The organism is Methylobacterium sp. Leaf91 (genome assembly GCF_001422815.1).
Taxonomy (GTDB): domain Bacteria; phylum Pseudomonadota; class Alphaproteobacteria; order Rhizobiales; family Beijerinckiaceae; genus Methylobacterium.
Genome location: NZ_LMMP01000023.1, coordinates 122,835 through 137,701, shown reverse-complemented (window position 1 = coordinate 137,701; position 14,867 = coordinate 122,835). Strand labels below are relative to the sequence as shown.

The 14,867-nt window shown below is 65.2% G+C and carries 15 protein-coding genes; 12 read left to right on the top strand and 3 right to left on the bottom strand.

Annotation, left to right across the window (positions count from 1 at the left end; genetic code table 11):
- Positions 1 to 95: 95 nt before the first annotated feature.
- Positions 96 to 2,159 carry a protein meaA gene (locus ASF32_RS15305; protein WP_056429971.1) on the bottom strand — a complete coding sequence of 688 codons (2,064 nt, stop codon included), beginning with the start codon at positions 2,157 to 2,159 and terminating at the stop codon, positions 96 to 98.
- A 394-nt stretch (positions 2,160 to 2,553) separates the two neighbouring features.
- Here ASF32_RS15305 and ccrA point away from each other — a divergent pair, with 394 nt between their 5' ends.
- On the top strand, positions 2,554 to 3,834 hold the full coding sequence (gene ccrA / locus ASF32_RS15300; protein ID WP_027172596.1) for a crotonyl-CoA carboxylase/reductase: 1,281 nt from the start codon (positions 2,554 to 2,556) through the stop codon (positions 3,832 to 3,834).
- A 15-nt stretch (positions 3,835 to 3,849) separates the two neighbouring features.
- On the opposite strand, the gene ASF32_RS25975 is transcribed toward ccrA, so the two are convergent.
- Positions 3,850 to 4,023: a hypothetical protein gene (locus ASF32_RS25975; protein WP_200919143.1), complete on the bottom strand. Its 174-nt coding sequence runs from the start codon at positions 4,021 to 4,023 to the stop codon at positions 3,850 to 3,852.
- Between the two features lie 192 nt (positions 4,024 to 4,215).
- Here ASF32_RS25975 and leuD point away from each other — a divergent pair, with 192 nt between their 5' ends.
- The 3 genes from leuD (at position 4,216) to ASF32_RS15285 (ending at position 6,843) form a co-directional block, all read left to right on the top strand.
- Positions 4,216 to 4,818: a 3-isopropylmalate dehydratase small subunit gene (gene leuD, locus ASF32_RS15295; protein WP_056429968.1), complete on the top strand. Its 603-nt coding sequence runs from the start codon at positions 4,216 to 4,218 to the stop codon at positions 4,816 to 4,818.
- Positions 4,819 to 4,898: 80 nt separating this feature from the next.
- Positions 4,899 to 6,089: a lytic murein transglycosylase gene (locus ASF32_RS15290; protein ID WP_056429967.1), complete on the top strand. Its 1,191-nt coding sequence runs from the start codon at positions 4,899 to 4,901 to the stop codon at positions 6,087 to 6,089.
- Positions 6,090 to 6,588: 499 nt separating this feature from the next.
- A complete protein-coding gene (locus ASF32_RS15285) occupies positions 6,589 to 6,843 on the top strand; it encodes a hypothetical protein (RefSeq protein ID WP_056429962.1) in 255 nt (84 codons plus the stop codon).
- Between the two features lie 146 nt (positions 6,844 to 6,989).
- On the opposite strand, the gene rplS is transcribed toward ASF32_RS15285, so the two are convergent.
- Entirely contained in the window at positions 6,990 to 7,445 is a 456-nt protein-coding gene (rplS, locus tag ASF32_RS15280) for a 50S ribosomal protein L19 (protein WP_018042354.1), read from the bottom strand.
- Between the two features lie 277 nt (positions 7,446 to 7,722).
- Between rplS and ASF32_RS15275 the strand changes: the two genes are divergently transcribed.
- The 8 genes from ASF32_RS15275 (at position 7,723) to ASF32_RS15240 (ending at position 14,857) form a co-directional block, all read left to right on the top strand.
- Positions 7,723 to 8,289: a NifU family protein gene (locus ASF32_RS15275; protein WP_056429959.1), complete on the top strand. Its 567-nt coding sequence runs from the start codon at positions 7,723 to 7,725 to the stop codon at positions 8,287 to 8,289.
- Between the two features lie 124 nt (positions 8,290 to 8,413).
- Entirely contained in the window at positions 8,414 to 9,094 is a 681-nt protein-coding gene (gene tsaB / locus ASF32_RS15270; RefSeq protein WP_056429955.1) for a tRNA (adenosine(37)-N6)-threonylcarbamoyltransferase complex dimerization subunit type 1 TsaB, read from the top strand.
- Positions 9,091 to 9,612: a GNAT family N-acetyltransferase gene (locus tag ASF32_RS15265; protein WP_056429952.1), complete on the top strand. Its 522-nt coding sequence runs from the start codon at positions 9,091 to 9,093 to the stop codon at positions 9,610 to 9,612. Before tsaB ends, ASF32_RS15265 begins: the two co-directional genes overlap by 4 nt.
- Before the next feature lie 27 nt (positions 9,613 to 9,639).
- On the top strand, positions 9,640 to 10,512 hold the full coding sequence (locus tag ASF32_RS15260) for a lysophospholipid acyltransferase family protein (protein ID WP_056429949.1): 873 nt from the start codon (positions 9,640 to 9,642) through the stop codon (positions 10,510 to 10,512).
- A 124-nt stretch (positions 10,513 to 10,636) separates the two neighbouring features.
- On the top strand, positions 10,637 to 11,977 hold the full coding sequence (gene miaB, locus ASF32_RS15255; protein WP_056429947.1) for a tRNA (N6-isopentenyl adenosine(37)-C2)-methylthiotransferase MiaB: 1,341 nt from the start codon (positions 10,637 to 10,639) through the stop codon (positions 11,975 to 11,977).
- Between the two features lie 190 nt (positions 11,978 to 12,167).
- Positions 12,168 to 13,199 carry a PhoH family protein gene (locus tag ASF32_RS15250; RefSeq protein ID WP_244478093.1) on the top strand — a complete coding sequence of 344 codons (1,032 nt, stop codon included), beginning with the start codon at positions 12,168 to 12,170 and terminating at the stop codon, positions 13,197 to 13,199.
- On the top strand, positions 13,199 to 13,696 hold the full coding sequence (ybeY, locus tag ASF32_RS15245; protein ID WP_056429944.1) for an rRNA maturation RNase YbeY: 498 nt from the start codon (positions 13,199 to 13,201) through the stop codon (positions 13,694 to 13,696). The genes ASF32_RS15250 and ybeY overlap by 1 nt, the downstream gene beginning before the upstream one ends.
- Positions 13,697 to 13,732: 36 nt before the next feature.
- A complete protein-coding gene (locus tag ASF32_RS15240) occupies positions 13,733 to 14,857 on the top strand; it encodes a hemolysin family protein (protein WP_056429940.1) in 1,125 nt (374 codons plus the stop codon).
- Positions 14,858 to 14,867: the final 10 nt, after the last annotated feature.

The window sequence follows — 14,867 nt, the reverse complement described above, 5'->3', positions numbered from 1 at the left end:
GCTGGCGGGGAGAGTGCACCTTTCGGAGAGGCAGCCTCTCCGAACCGGTTGCATAGGCACCTTCCCCCGAAGAGGGAGGAAGGTACGTAGACGCGTCAGAACACCTTTTCGCCGCCCTCCCTGACGGAGGATCCGCCGATGCCGGCCGCGGCATCCGCCTTCTCTGCGGCGCGCTTGTCGAGGGCGCGGCCCACCACCTTGGCGATGCCGATCATGATCGTGTCGAGGATGTAGTCCTTCGGCGTGTAGACCGCCGTGACGCCCATGTTCTTGAGGACGAGTTCGTCGTCCGGCGAGATGATCCCGCCGACGACGAGGGGGACGTGGTCGAGGCCCGCCTCCCGCATCTTCGCCTTTACGTCGCGCACCAGCGGTACGTGACTGCCGGACAGGATCGACAGTCCGACCACGTGGGCGCCGGTCTCCTTGGCTTTCGCCACGATCTCGGCCGGGGTCTGGCGGATGCCGTCATAGGTCACGTCGAATCCGACGTCGCGGGCGCGGAGCGCGATCTGCTCGGCGCCATTCGAATGGCCGTCGAGACCGGGCTTGCCGACGACGAGCTTGGGCGTCTCGCCCAGGCGCTCCCCGAGATCGGCGATGAGGAGCTTGGCGTCCTCGGCCGCACCCGAGGAGATCGTCTCGAGGCTGACGCCGGTGGGGGCTCGGTATTCACCGAAGACCTGGCGCAGGCGCGTGCCCCATTCGCCGGTTGTGACGCCGGCCTTCGCCGCCGCGATCGAGACCGGCATGATGTTGGCGCCCGAGCGCGCGGCGGCCTCGAGCTCGTCGAGGGCCTTCTCCACGGCCTTGCCGTCGCGCTTGGCCCGCCAGTCGCGGATGCGCTGCTCTGCTTCCATCTCCACCGTCTCGGAGACCGTAAAGATGGCGCCCTCCCCGGCCGTGAGAGGCGAAGGCTCGCCGGCCTGAAACTTGTTGACGCCGACGACGACCTGATCGCCTGCCTCGATGGCCGAGATGCGCTTGGCGTTGGATTCCACGAGGGCGCGCTTCAGTGCCCCGGTCTCGACCGCCGCCACCGCGCCGCCGATGCCGCCGATCTCTTCGAGGGCCTTGCGGGTCTCCTCCTTCAGAGCTTCGACCTTGGCGTCGATGACCTTCGAACCGTCGAAGATGTCCTCGTACTCGAGGAGGTCGGTCTCGAAGGCGAGGATCTGCTGCATCCGCATGGACCATTGCTGGTCCCAGGGGCGCGGCAGGCCCAGAGCCTCGTTCCAGGCCGGCAACTGCACGGCACGGGCGCGGGCGCGTTTCGACAGGGTGACGGCCAGCATCTCGATCAGGATGCGGTGGACGTTATTTTCAGGTTGCTGTTCCGTCAGTCCGAGGCTGTTGACCTGAACGCCATAGCGAAAAATGCGCTTCTTCGGATCGGTGATGCCGTAGCGCTCCTGGGCGATCTCGTCCCAAAGCTCCGAGAACGCCCGCATCTTGCAGATCTCGGTGACGAACCGCATGCCGGCATTCACGAAGAAGGAGATGCGGCTGAACACGTCGGCGAAGCTCGCCTCGTCGAAATCGGGGTCGTCGCGTACCGTGTCGAGCACCGCGATGGCGATGGCCAGCGCGTAGGAGAGCTCCTGCACCGGCGTCGCCCCGGCCTCCTGCAGGTGGTAGGAACACACGTTCATCGGGTTCCACTTCGGCACTTCCTTGGTCGTGAACAGGATCACGTCCTTGGTCAGGCGAAGGGATGGGGCCGGCGGGAACACGTAGGTGCCGCGCGACAGGTATTCCTTGATGATGTCGTTCTGCGTCGTACCTTGGAGGCCGCTGAGCGGCGCGCCCTGCTCCTCGGCGACCGCGAGGTAGAGCGACAACAGCCACGGTGCCGTGGCGTTGATCGTCATCGAGGTGTTCATCTGCTGCAGCGGAATCTGATCGAACAGAGTCCGCATGTCGCCGAGATGAGCGATCGAGACGCCGACCTTGCCGACCTCGCCGCGTGCCAATTCGTGGTCGGGATCGTAGCCGGTCTGCGTCGGCAGATCGAAGGCCACCGACAGTCCGGTCTGCCCCTTGGCCAGATTGCCCCGATAGAGTTCGTTCGATTCCTTGGCGTTGGAATGGCCGGCATACGTCCGGATGATCCATGGCTTGTCGCGCTTGACCTCGGCGACGGTCGCACTCGCGCTCATTCCACTGACTCCACTCGATTCCAAGGCTGCGCGATCTCACGCTTATTGTGCGGCACCCTAACCAAGCCTCGGCCATACGTCATCTGGCCGATGGTCCAACTTGGCGGTCGACGGCCCATAATGCTTCGAAAAATTCTAGACGACAGGATCAAGCGAATTGAAGAGCGCTTTGTCCGGCGACTGAGGTGAGCTTCCTGTAAATCCTTGACCTCGATGCGGAATATCGAAAACGAGCCGTTCTGCATCAAAGACTTTATTATGAATACATCAATAGGCGGCGGGTCAGCGCACGCACTCGAGGACGCAGCACCCGATCCTGGCCTTTTAGGGGGCCTTGGAGCAGTCCAGGTTCGTGGATATAGGGTCGCACAGAAAGAATAATGGGAGAGCCAAGATGTCGGCGAGTGCTGCCTTGAATACGACCGAGGGCAAGGACCTCTACGAGCTGGGTGAAATTCCGCCCCTCGGCCATGTTCCGGCGAAGATGTATGCCTGGGCGATCCGACGCGAGCGCCATGGCCCGCCGGAGGAGTCGATGCAGGTCGAGGTGGTGCCGACCTGGGAGATCGGCGACGACGAAGTCCTGGTCTACGTCATGGCGGCCGGCATCAACTACAATGGTGTCTGGGCCGGCCTCGGCGAGCCGATCTCTCCCTTCGACGTGCACAAGGCCGACTACCACATCGCCGGTTCGGATGCCTCGGGCATCGTCTGGGCCGTGGGCGCCAAGGTGAAGCGCTGGAAGGTCGGCGACGAAGTCATCGTCCATTGTAACCGCGACGACGGCGACGACGAAGAGTGCAACGGCGGTGACCCGATGTTCTCGCCTTCACAGCGGATCTGGGGCTACGAGACGCCGGACGGCTCGTTCGCACAGTTCTGCAGGGTCCAGTCGCGCCAGCTGATGAAACGGCCGCAGCACCTCACCTGGGAAGAAGGCGCCTGCTACACGCTGACCCTCGCCACCGCCTACCGGATGCTGTTCGGCCACGCTCCGCACACGGTGAAACCGGGCCAGAACGTGCTGATCTGGGGCGCCTCGGGCGGTCTCGGCGTGTTCGGCGTCCAGCTCTGCGCCGCCTCCGGTGCGAACGCCATCGCGGTCATCTCGGACGAGTCGAAGCGCGACTACGTGATGAGCCTCGGCGCCAAGGGCGTCATCAACCGCAAGGACTTCGATTGCTGGGGCCAGCTGCCCAAGGTGAACTCGCCGGAATTCCACGCCTGGACCAAGGAAGCGCGCAAGTTCGGCAAGGCGATCTGGGACATCACCGGCAAGGGCAACGATGTCGACATCGTCTTCGAGCATCCCGGTGAGGCGACCTTCCCGGTCTCCGCGCTCGTCGTGAAGCGTGGCGGCATGGTGGTGTTCTGCGCCGGTACCACCGGCTTCAACATCACCTTCGATGCCCGTTACGTCTGGATGCGCCAGAAGCGTATTCAGGGTTCGCACTTCGCGCATCTGAAGCAGGCTTCGGCCGCCAACCAGTTCGTGCTGGACCAGCGCATCGACCCCTGCATGAGCGAGGTGTTCCCGTGGGATAAGATCCCCCAGGCGCACACGAAGATGTGGAAGAACCAGCACCCGCCCGGCAACATGGCCTGTCTCGTCAACGCTCCCCGCGCTGGGCTCCGCACGCTGGAAGACGTGATCGAGGCCGGCCCGAAGCGCTGAAATCGAGGATGGTGCTCAGCGCTTGCCGCCGCCCTCGGCCGGCAGGTGCTGGGCATAGGCCTCGCGTTCTTCGCGCTCCTTGATGAGGTCGGCATAGGCCTGGCGCATTTCCGGTGACACGGAAACGCTCCGGGCCTTTTCCTTTTTGCGCTTGGGCGCCTTCTTGAACTGATTGCTCGTCTCGTTCATCGCGTCGCCCCGGTTGTCCGTCGACGATAAGCATAGCCAAGTTGCGTGACGGCTACGAGATGGCACCGCCTGCTTTCGAGATGCCAAGGCGACTGGTAAGGAGAGGAAACAGGATCATCCGGTGATTGCCCTTCTTCTCCCGAGCGCGGGAGAGGCGCGGGCGACGGGCCGGTTCACGAACGGCGAAGCATCATGGAAAAGTTCACCACCCTCACCGGCGTTGCCGCGCCGATGCGCATCACCAATGTCGATACCGACCGGATCATCCCGAAGCAGTATCTCAAGACGATCAAGCGGACCGGTCTCGGCAAGGGCCTGTTCTCCGAGATGCGCTACAACGACGATGGCTCCGAGAACCCGGATTTCGTCCTCAACCAGCCGGCTTATCGCAACGCCAAGGTGCTGGTGGCCGGCGACAATTTCGGCTGCGGCTCGTCGCGGGAGCACGCGCCCTGGGCGCTCGCCGATTTCGGTATCCGCTGCATCATCTCCACGAGCTTCGCCGATATCTTCTTCAACAACTGCGCCAAGAACGGCATCCTCGCCATCATCGTTTCGCCGGAGGATCTGGAGAAGCTGTTCGACGATGCCGAGCGCGGCTCCAACGCCACGTTGACGATCGATCTCGAGAGCCAGACCATCAAGGGGCCTGATGGCGGCACGCTGCATTTCGACATCGATGCCGGGCGCAAAGAAAGCCTGCTCAACGGGCTCGACGAGATCGGCCTGACCCTCATGCGAGCGCCGAAGATCGACGCCTACGAGGAGAAGCTCGCCGCGCGCGGATTTGCCTGAGCGCCGACATCATCACGGTTCGTTTACCATGCGCGCGGCTTAAAGGTCGGGAAACGCCGAAAACCGCCGGGAGACCGCCCATGACGTCGCGCGCGAAGCTGACTGCCCTCCTCTGCCTCGCGAGTGCGGCAGCGTCCGTTCCGGCCAAGGCCGACTTCCGCTCATGCCTTGCCTCGCTTCAGGCGGAGGCGGCCTCTCAGGGGATCTCGGCCCAGACCTTCCGCGCGGCGACCGACGGCATCGCCTTCGACGACAAGGTCATCGAGCTCTCCCAGGCGCAGCCCGAATTCAAGACGCCGATCTGGGACTACATGGCCGCCCTCGTCGACGAGGAGCGGGTGGACGACGGCAAAGCGGCGATGAAGCAGCATGGCCAGGCCCTCGCCAATGCGGAGGCGCGCTATGGTGTCGACCGCTACACCATCGCCGCCGTCTGGGGGGTCGAATCGAATTTCGGCAAGAACCTCGGTAAGATGCCGCTGGTTCAGTCCTTCGCCACCCTGATCTGCTCGAATCACCGCCGCGCCGCGTTCTTCAAGGGTGAGTTGATGGCCACCCTCAAGATCATCGAGCGTGGCGACATCGACCCGTCTCGCTTGACGGGCTCGTGGGCCGGCGCCTTCGGCCAGACCCAGTTCATGCCAACCACCTACCAGCGCCTCGCCGTCGACGGCGACGGCGACGGGCGCCGCGATCTCGTTGATTCGGTGCCCGACGCGGTGGCCTCCACTGCCAACTTCCTGCGCGTGGCCAAATGGTCGAACGGCCAGCCCTGGGGCTACGAGGTGCGTGTGCCGAAGGGCTTCAATGCCGGGGCCGCCGGGCGCAAGAACAAGCACGCCGTGGCGCATTGGGCCTCCATGGGTGTCACCCGGATCGACGGACGCCCGCTTTCCGGCGACGGCCCTGCCGGCATCCTGCTCCCGGCCGGTATCAACGGCCCGGCCTTCCTGGTGACCCGGAATTTCGACGCGCTCTATTCCTATAACGCCGCCGAATCCTACGGTCTGGCCATCGCGGTGCTGTCCGACCGCCTGCGCGGCCGCTCCGGTGTCCAGGCGGAATGGCCCACCGACGATCCGCCCCTGTCGCGCGCCGAGCGCCGCGATCTTCAGACCAGATTGGCGGCCCAGGGCTACGATGTCGGCGAGCCGGACGGTAAAGTCGGCGCAAAGACCCGCGACGCGATCAAGGCCATCGAGCGCAAGCTCGGTATGCCGCAGACCGGGCGACCGGGTGGAAAGGTGCTCGAGGCCCTGCGTCGGGGATAGTGGTGTGAAGGGGTCGGCACGTCTTCATTCGATCAGCCGCCCCGACCTCCAATCCGCCCTTTCCGGGACGCTGATGAAGCTGACCCATCCTCCGAGGCGGCGCCGGTCGCTGCCTCGGGCTATGACGGCCGGGGCTCCGGCCTGAGGGAATGGTTCCGAAGATATCCTCTCATCACTTGGACCCGAGCGGCCGGGTCGCTTTTGTAAGATGATGCAGATATCTATCGATACTTATCGAGATCTATTTCGGAAGTGAAATCTCTATTTATTTTGCTATGTGCCGCCATCTTGCTGATGGTCTTCTTTTTATTGCCTTGGCGAGACCACGTTCGGATCGCGTCAGGAGGTTAATCCGCGCCTTCGAACACAATGTCAGGCCTTTCCTCTTGGCCCGTGTGACGCCGCACCCTGTTCACGGACTAGGCTGATTGGCGCAGGATTAGGCATTGTTGGCCGTCCGTTGACCCTTATGTAGCTGAAACATGCACTAAGGAAAATCATGCTGTATAAAAATGTAGCAGTTGCCACCATGCTCATTCTCGCGACGGCTTCCTCGGCGGCGGTTGCCCAGACGGCGGGGAAGCGCGGCGTTCAACAGCGTCACCAAGATATCGACGCGACCCATGCGATCGACCAGCGCTATGAGCCGTCGCGGATATTGAGCCCTGCGCCGAAGCAGGAAATGAAAATGATCCCCTTCCCCCGTGGTGGTCGGATGGAGATGATCCTCGTGCCGGCCAATCCGTCCTCGTAGATGTTGCAGTCGAGGATGGGGTGGGTCGAGTATGTCTCGGGATGCGAGACTGCTTTGGGATGGATGCCGGTGCGGCTTCCATCCGCCAACGAAAAAGGCCGGGCAATGCCCGGCCTTTCGCATTCGACGCTGCTGCGCCGTACAGCTTATTCGGCTGCGGTCTTGGCAGCGGACTTCGCGGCCTTCTCGGCCTTGCGGGCGTCCTTGTTGGCCTTCGAGGCATCGGCCTTGGCAGCCTTCTCGGCCGGGCGGTCGGCGCGCTCGACGATACGGGCCGACTTACCGCGACGGTCGCGCAGGTAGTACAGCTTGGCGCGACGCACCTTACCGCGGCGCACGACGGCGATCGAATCGATCATCGGCGAGTAGACCGGGAAGACGCGCTCGACGCCCTCGCCGTAGGAAATCTTGCGGACGGTGAAGCTCTCGTTGAGGCCGCCACCGGAGCGCGCGATGCATACGCCTTCATAGGCCTGCACGCGGGTACGCTCGCCTTCCTTCACCTTCACGTTCACGGTCACCGTGTCGCCGGGCTGGAAGTCGGGAATGGTCTTGCCGAGCGCAGCAATCTGCTCCTGCTCGAGCTGCTGGATGATGTTCATGGTCAAGTTCCTGCCGGTGCGCGCCCGCGATCCCAGGAGGGGAATGCGTGCGTCAGGATTTCGGCATCCTGTTTTGAGTTGCCGCGGGCCATACAGGAAGCATCGGCGCTTGTCGACATCCCCGTCGAAGAACACGAACGGGCCTGTCCACCGCCCGGTGCGTGCAGGTTGAGAAAATCCCGCATACGGTCCACATGGATAGGTAAGCGCGGGGCGTTCCTCGCGCCCTTCCCGGCCGGCCTTGAACCGGCGCAGCGGACGAGGATACGACACAGCCATGTTCATCCAGACCGAAGCTACTCCTAATCCCGCCACCCTGAAGTTTCTGCCGGGGCGCGTGGTACTTCCCGAATCGACCTTCGAGGCTCGGGATGCCGAAGCCGCTGCTCGCTCGCCGCTGGCCCAGCGCCTCTTCGACGTACCCGGTGTCGCCGGCGTCTATTTCGGCCACGACTTCATCTCCGTGACCAAGATCGAGAACGAGCATGGCTGGCCGCAGGTGAAGCCGGCGATCCTCGGCGCGATCATGGAGCATTTCCAGTCGGGCGCCCCGGTCCTGGCAGAGGGCGTCGTTCTCGGTAGCGACGATGCCGAAGAATTCTACGATGCGGCGGATCACGACACCGTCGTCACCATCAAGGACCTGCTCGAGACCCGCGTGCGCCCTGCGGTTGCCAGCGATGGCGGCGACATCACGTTCCGTGGCTTCAAGGAGGGCGTGGTCTATCTCGAAATGAAGGGTGCCTGTTCCGGCTGCCCTTCCTCCACCGCCACGCTCCGGCATGGGGTGCAGAACCTGTTCAAGCACTTCCTTCCCGAAGTGCGCGAGGTCCAGGCGGTCTGATTGCCGTCGCAAGCGCGCAACACCCTGCGTCCTTCGTTGCTTCCGAGGGCCGTCCCGCACTGACGGGGCGGCCTTTTTCATCGTAAACTCGTGCGCCCGACGGGCATCCCGATCTGGAGTGACGTTGCGTATCCTGGCTATCGACACGGCGCTGGACGCCTGCTCCGTCTGCATCGCGACGGATCTCTCCGACGATCTCCTCGCCGAAGAATCCATGACCTTGGCCCGTGGCCATGCCGAAGCGTTGCTCCCCATGCTGGAACGCGTGATGGCGCGTGTCGAAGGCGGGTTCGAGAGTCTCGACCGGGTCGCGGTCACCGTCGGTCCAGGGAGCTATACCGGCCTTCGCGTCGGCTTGTCGGCCGCTCGCGCCGTCGGCCTCGCCACACAGGTTCCGGTGGTCGGCGTCACGACATTGTCCGCGCTCCTGGCGCCCTTGCTCGCCACCAACGGCCAGGGCCTGATCGCCGCGGCGATCGATGCCCGGCACGGCTCGGTGTATTTTCAGGCCATGAACATGGCGGAAGGCATCGTCGTTCCCCCGAGCCTCCTGCGGATCGAGGAAGCGGCCGATCACGTCGGGCGTAGCCCCGTCACCCTGGTCGGTTCCGGCGCGCCGGCACTGAGCAACCTGCTGAGATCCCGTGGCGTCGCGGCATCTATCAGTGATGCTGGCCCGCCGCAGATTGCCTGGATCGCCTCCCTCGGCATGCTGGCCGACCCTGCCCAAGCCATGGCGCGTCCGCTCTACCTGCGTGGACCGGACGCCACTCCCCAGGATCACGCGAGGCTGGCCCGTCGATGATTCGTCCCGTCTCTCCGCTTTGGGCTCTCGATTGGTGGCTCGCCTGGTGGGACGCCTGGGGCGGCGAGCCCTACGTGACGCCTCTGCGCGATTCTTCCTCCGCCTCCACCCTTGCCCGCCTGCACGCCACCTCCTTCGCGCGGCCCTGGGATGCCCATGAATTCGAGCGGATGCTGTGCGAGCGCTCCACCGAGGCTCACGCGCTCTGGCGCGCCGGCACGATCCAGGGCTTCATTCTTTCGCGCCGCGTCGCCGACGAAGCCGAGATCCTCACCGTCGTCCTGGCACCTGCCGCACGGGGCGGTGGCCTGAGCCACAAGCTCGTACGTGAGCATCTCGGGCATCTCGCGCTGAACGGCGTGCGCCATGTCCATCTCGAAGTGGACGAGGGCAATGCCGCCGCACTGAAGCTCTACGCCAGGCACGGCTTCCAGCGCGTCGGCGAGCGCACCGGGTATTACACCCGCGCCGATGGCACTCGCGCCACCGCCTTCACCATGACGGCGACCCTGTCGTGATCCGCGCTTCTTGATCGACGTCGGACGATGACGCGTCTCGGCACCGCCCTTCGGCTTCTCGTCTGCGTCCTGGCCTTCGGGGTGCTGGTCGGTCCGCATCTCCTCAGCCTGAGATTCGGGCGCGGACGGATCGCTGCCCATGCTCCGACCTACTTCCACCGGATCTTCCTGGCGCTGTTCTCCGTGAGAGTGACCCAGAGCGGCACGCCCCCTGCCCTGGGGGAGCCGGCCCTCGTTCTGTCCAACCACATCTCCTGGCTCGATATCCTCGTCCTCGGATCCTTGCGGCCGCTCTCCTTCGTGGCGAAATCGGAGATTTCCGGGTGGCCCGTCGTGGGAACCCTGGCCCGGCTCCAGCGCACCGTCTTCATCGACAGAGCGCGCCGTGCCGCGACAGCCAGCGTCAACGCCACGGTGGCGAGCCGGTTGACCGATGGCGATCTCATCGTCCTCTTCGCTGAAGGTACGACGGGTGACGGGACACGTCTGCTGCCGTTCCGCTCGTCCCTCGTCGGAGCCGCCCGCGCTGCCATCGATTCCGAGGGCGGCACCCGCGACCGTGTCCGGCTCCAGCCCCTCGCCCTCACCTATCCGCGCCGCAACGGCCTGCCCGTGATCCGGTCCGAGCGGCCGGGCATCGCTTGGTACGGTGACATGGAGCTGGCCCCGCATCTTGCGGTCTTCCTTCGGGAGGGGCCGATCGACGTTCATGTCTTCTGGGGCGATCCCATCGCCTTCGAGGCCGGCACCGACCGCAAGCGCGCCACCGCCATGGCCGAAGCCTCGGTGCGCAGGGCGATGCAGGCATCCGTAACGGGCCGGTGGGAGGGCGTGGCGGTGGCACTGCCCGTCGCGGAGCCCCTCATCGCAACGCTCCCCTCCTCGAATGTCGCCGCCTGAACCCCTTCGGCCGTGTTCGTAATGTCGCAAGGAAGCGACGGGCCGGGTGAAACGTGCTAGCACCGCCGGCAGCAGGGGGCGTCCAAGCGACGCCCGAGGTCTATCCGGTGCTGGAACGGTCGCGTTGAAGAAAGCCTACGTCAAATCCTACGGCTGTCAGATGAATGCCTACGATGCGGGTCGCATGTCCGACCTGCTCGGTAGCCAGGGCTATGCCGCCACGGAAAGCGTCGAGGAGGCAGATGTCGTCATCCTCAATACCTGCCACATTCGCGAGAAGGCCGCCGACAAGGTCTATTCCGAACTCGGCCGACTGCGCGTTCTGAAATCGGCTCGTGCCGAGGCTGGGCTGGACACACGGATCGTGGTCGCGGGCTGCGTCGCACAGGCTGAAGGCAAGGAGATCCTGGCGCGTTCACCCGCCGTCGATGTGGTCGTGGGCCCGCAGAACTATCATCGTCTGCCCGATCTTCTGGCTCGTTCCGGCTCGGCGCGCGTCGTCGACACAGAGTTTCCCGTCGAGGACAAGTTCGACCACCTGCCCATCAGGCGGACGGCTGCGGTCTCGTCGTTCCTGACCGTGCAGGAAGGCTGCGACAAGTTCTGCGCCTTCTGCGTCGTCCCCTATACGCGCGGGGCCGAGGTCTCGCGCTCGGTGGAGGCGATCCTGGATGAGGCGCAGAAACTCGTTCGGGGCGGTGCTCGCGAGATCACGCTGATCGGGCAGAACGTCAACGCCTATCATGGGGTCGGCGCCGATGGCGCATCGGTGACGCTTCCCACGGTGATGCGCGCGCTCGAAGCGATACCGGGCCTCCTGCGCCTGCGCTACACCACGAGCCACCCTAACGACATGGCTGACGATCTGATCCGGGCGCATGGGGAAATCGCCGCGCTGATGCCTTACTTGCACCTGCCGGTTCAGTCGGGCTCCACCCGCGTGCTGCAGGCGATGAACCGCAAGCATACGGGCGATGCCTATCGCAGGCTCATCGAGCGCGTGCGCCGGGTGCGGCCGGATATCGCCCTGTCCTCCGATTTCATCGTCGGGTTCCCCGGCGAGACCGATGTGGAGTTCGAGGAGACGATGCGCCTCGTTTCCGAGATCGGCTTCGCGTCGGCCTATTCGTTCAAGTACAGCCCGCGCCCCGGTACGCCGGCCGCCGAGCGCGAGGACGCCGTGCCCGAGGCCGTGAAGTCCGAGCGCCTCGCAGCACTCCAGGCCTTGCTCGATGACCAGCGCCACGCCTTCAACGCGTCCGCCGTGGGCCATGTCGTCGAGGTGCTGGTGGAGAAGGCCGGACGTCATCCGGGGCAGGTCGCCGGCAAGACACCGCATCTCCTGCCCGTCCAATTCGACGCTCCGGCCGCCACCATCGGCACGGTCGTGCCCGTGCGCGTGATCCGCGCCGGCTCGAACAGCCTGTTCGGCGAAGCCGTTACCGACGAGGCGGCGGCCGCTTGACGAGGCTCATGCCACGCTACCGCACCTCCATCCCGGGAGACGGGATGGCCGCGTCATGCCGTCCCGACTCCATTCGTGACGCTCAGCGATACTCACAGCAAGGAGCCTCTGCGTGCCGGCATCTGACGGTCTGAGTGGACGGGGAGCGCCCCTTCGTGGGCGTGGTCCGGCGGCGCGAGTGGGAGAGATCGTGGAGACGGTAGACGTCTCCCTGACCTTCGATGACAACCGGCTCGCCAGCCTCGTTTTCGGCCAGTACGACCAGAACGTCGCCCATATCGAACGGCGTCTGGCCGTCACCGCCACGGCTCTGGGCAACCACCTCGTGGTGAAGGGACCGCCGGATGCCGCCGAGAAGGCGCGCAAGGTGTTCGAACGGCTCTATGCGCGTGTGAAGGCCAGCGGCACCGCCCTGACCCTCGGCGATGTCGACGGCGCGATCCAGGAGACGACGCTTCAGGGCAACCTCTTCCCCTCCGCGGAGGTGAGCGCCGAGCCGGATCGCCCGCATTTCGACCAGATCGCCACGCGCAAGCGCGGCGCCGTGCGGGCCAGGAACGCGGCCCAGGACACCTATATCAAGCTTCTTCGCAACCATGAGCTCGTCTTCGCCGAAGGCCCCGCCGGCACCGGTAAGACCTGGCTCGCGGTGGGCTACGCGGTGTCCCTGCTGGAACAAGGCCATGTGGAGCGCCTGATCCTCTCACGGCCCGCCGTCGAGGCCGGCGAGCGTCTCGGCTTCCTGCCCGGCGACATGCGCGAGAAAGTCGATCCCTACCTGCGTCCGATCTACGACGCACTCTACGATTTCATGGAGGCGCGGCACGTGGACCGCAGCCTGCAGACCGGCGTCATCGAGATCGCGCCGCTGGCGTTCATGCGCGGGCGGACCCTGACCAACGCCGTGGTCCTGCTCGACGAGGCGCAGAACACCACCTCGATGCAGATGAAGATGTTTCTCACCCGTCTCGGCGAGAACTCGCGCATGATCATCACCGGAGACCCGAGTCAGGTCGATCTCCCGCCCGGCCAGAAATCCGGGCTCGTCGAGGCCGTGAACATCCTCGACGGTGTCGAGGGGATCGGCCGGGTGACCTTCCGCGACGTGGACGTGGTGCGCCATGACCTCGTTCGCCGCATCGTCACCGCCTACGAGACGGCTGCCCATGGCGAGGGCGATGCGGACCGCTCGTCCATGTCCCGCCGCAGGCCGCTTTCGTGATGCCGGGGTCTGAGATCGAATCCGAGATCGACGTCGCCGTGGAGGACCCACGTTGGGAAACCGTGGTGCCGGACCTCGAGGCTTTCGTCATCCGGGCGGTAGAGGCAGGACTTGCCATCGCGCCCGATACGCCGGCCCATCCGATCGAGGTGAGCGTGCTGCTGACCACGGATGAGGTGGTCCAGGACCTCAACCGGACCTGGCGTGGCAAAGACAAGCCCACCAATGTCCTGTCTTTTCCCGCTTCGCCGCAACCCGCCCATGCGGGTGTCGCGGTGCCGCTCGGCGATGTCGTTCTTGCGTATGACACGATGCTGCGCGAGAGTGCCGAGCAGGGAAAACCGCTTCAAGACCACCTCGCGCATCTTCTGATCCATGGCACGCTTCATCTTCTCGGCCAGGACCACGAGACCGGCGACGCGGACGCGACCGCCATGGAGGCCTTGGAGACCGAAGCCTTGCACGGCCTCGGCATCGCCGACCCCTATGCCGAGTGAGGGGCGATTCCGCCCGCAATTCCAGATCAGAGAGACATGACGAACGATCGAAGTCGCGGCGCGGCTCAGGCTGCGCCCAGTAGCGGTGACGGTGAGGCTCAGGCGCGCGAGCCCTGGTACGACCGTCTGCTGCACGCCTTCCATCTCCGGCCGCGCGATTCGTTGCGCGACGATATCGAGGATGCGCTGGCCGAACCCGATTCGGGTGAGAACCTGTTCTCCCCCCTCGAACGGGCCATGCTCAAGAACGTCCTCGGGCTGCACAAGGTGCGCGTGGACGACGTGATGATCCCGCGCGCCGACATCGTCGCCGTCTCCATGGAGACGAGTCTCGGCGATCTGTTGAAGCTGTTCCGCACCGCCGGCCATTCGCGCCTGCCGGTTTACGGCGAGACGCTCGACGATCCGCGCGGCATGGTCCACATCCGCGACTTCGTCGATCACATCGCCGCCAAGGCCGAAGCGACCACCCGCCGACCGAGCGCCGCGATCGCCACCGCACTTCCCGACACGGCGGGCGATGTCGCAGCCGTGGTACCTCCGCGCCCGCGCCGCGGCACTCGTGCCCTGAAGGCACTCAACCTCGGCAATGTCGATCTTTCGGCGACCCTGGCCTCGACCCGGATCCAGCGCCCGGTCCTGTTCGTGCCGCCGTCCATGCCGGCCATCGATCTCTTGGTACGGATGCAGGCGACGCGCACGCATATGGCCCTCGTCATCGACGAATATGGCGGGACCGACGGGCTCATCTCCATCGAAGACCTCATCGAGATGGTGGTCGGCGATATCGAGGATGAGCACGATGTGGCCGAAGGCCACCTGGTTCAGCGCGTCGAGGGCGATGCCGACATGTTCATCGCCGATGCCCGCGCCGGACTCGCCGAGGTATCCGAGGTGAGCGGCGTCGATCTCGTCGCCGCGGTGGGCGAGATGGCCGAGGAGATCGACACGATCGGCGGCCTCATCGTCACGCTGGCCGGACGCGTTCCCTCGCGCGGCGAACTCATCACCGGGCCGGGCGACCTCGAATTCGAGGTGCTCGATGCCGACCCGCGCCGGGTGAAACGGCTGCGGCTGCATCGCGGGCCGATGAAGATCGCCCCGCTCATACCTCTGGCCCTTCCGCCGCCGAGCAGCAGTCCGATCGCCGAAGCTTCCTAGCGCCTGACTG

What these genes read in the sequence shown, in the direction of transcription:
- ASF32_RS15305 (WP_056429971.1), bottom strand. Translation starts at nt 2,159, where the DNA reads ATGAGCGCGAGTGCGACCGTCGCCGAGGTCAAGCGCGACAAGCCATGG.
- ccrA (WP_027172596.1), top strand. Translation starts at nt 2,554, where the DNA reads ATGTCGGCGAGTGCTGCCTTGAATACGACCGAGGGCAAGGACCTCTAC.
- ASF32_RS25975 (WP_200919143.1), bottom strand. Translation starts at nt 4,023, where the DNA reads ATGAACGAGACGAGCAATCAGTTCAAGAAGGCGCCCAAGCGCAAAAAG.
- leuD (WP_056429968.1), top strand. Translation starts at nt 4,216, where the DNA reads ATGGAAAAGTTCACCACCCTCACCGGCGTTGCCGCGCCGATGCGCATC.
- ASF32_RS15290 (WP_056429967.1), top strand. Translation starts at nt 4,899, where the DNA reads ATGACGTCGCGCGCGAAGCTGACTGCCCTCCTCTGCCTCGCGAGTGCG.
- ASF32_RS15285 (WP_056429962.1), top strand. Translation starts at nt 6,589, where the DNA reads ATGCTGTATAAAAATGTAGCAGTTGCCACCATGCTCATTCTCGCGACG.
- rplS (WP_018042354.1), bottom strand. Translation starts at nt 7,445, where the DNA reads ATGAACATCATCCAGCAGCTCGAGCAGGAGCAGATTGCTGCGCTCGGC.
- ASF32_RS15275 (WP_056429959.1), top strand. Translation starts at nt 7,723, where the DNA reads ATGTTCATCCAGACCGAAGCTACTCCTAATCCCGCCACCCTGAAGTTT.
- ASF32_RS15265 (WP_056429952.1), top strand. Translation starts at nt 9,091, where the DNA reads ATGATTCGTCCCGTCTCTCCGCTTTGGGCTCTCGATTGGTGGCTCGCC.
- ASF32_RS15260 (WP_056429949.1), top strand. Translation starts at nt 9,640, where the DNA reads ATGACGCGTCTCGGCACCGCCCTTCGGCTTCTCGTCTGCGTCCTGGCC.
- ybeY (WP_056429944.1), top strand. Translation starts at nt 13,199, where the DNA reads ATGCCGGGGTCTGAGATCGAATCCGAGATCGACGTCGCCGTGGAGGAC.
- ASF32_RS15240 (WP_056429940.1), top strand. Translation starts at nt 13,733, where the DNA reads ATGACGAACGATCGAAGTCGCGGCGCGGCTCAGGCTGCGCCCAGTAGC.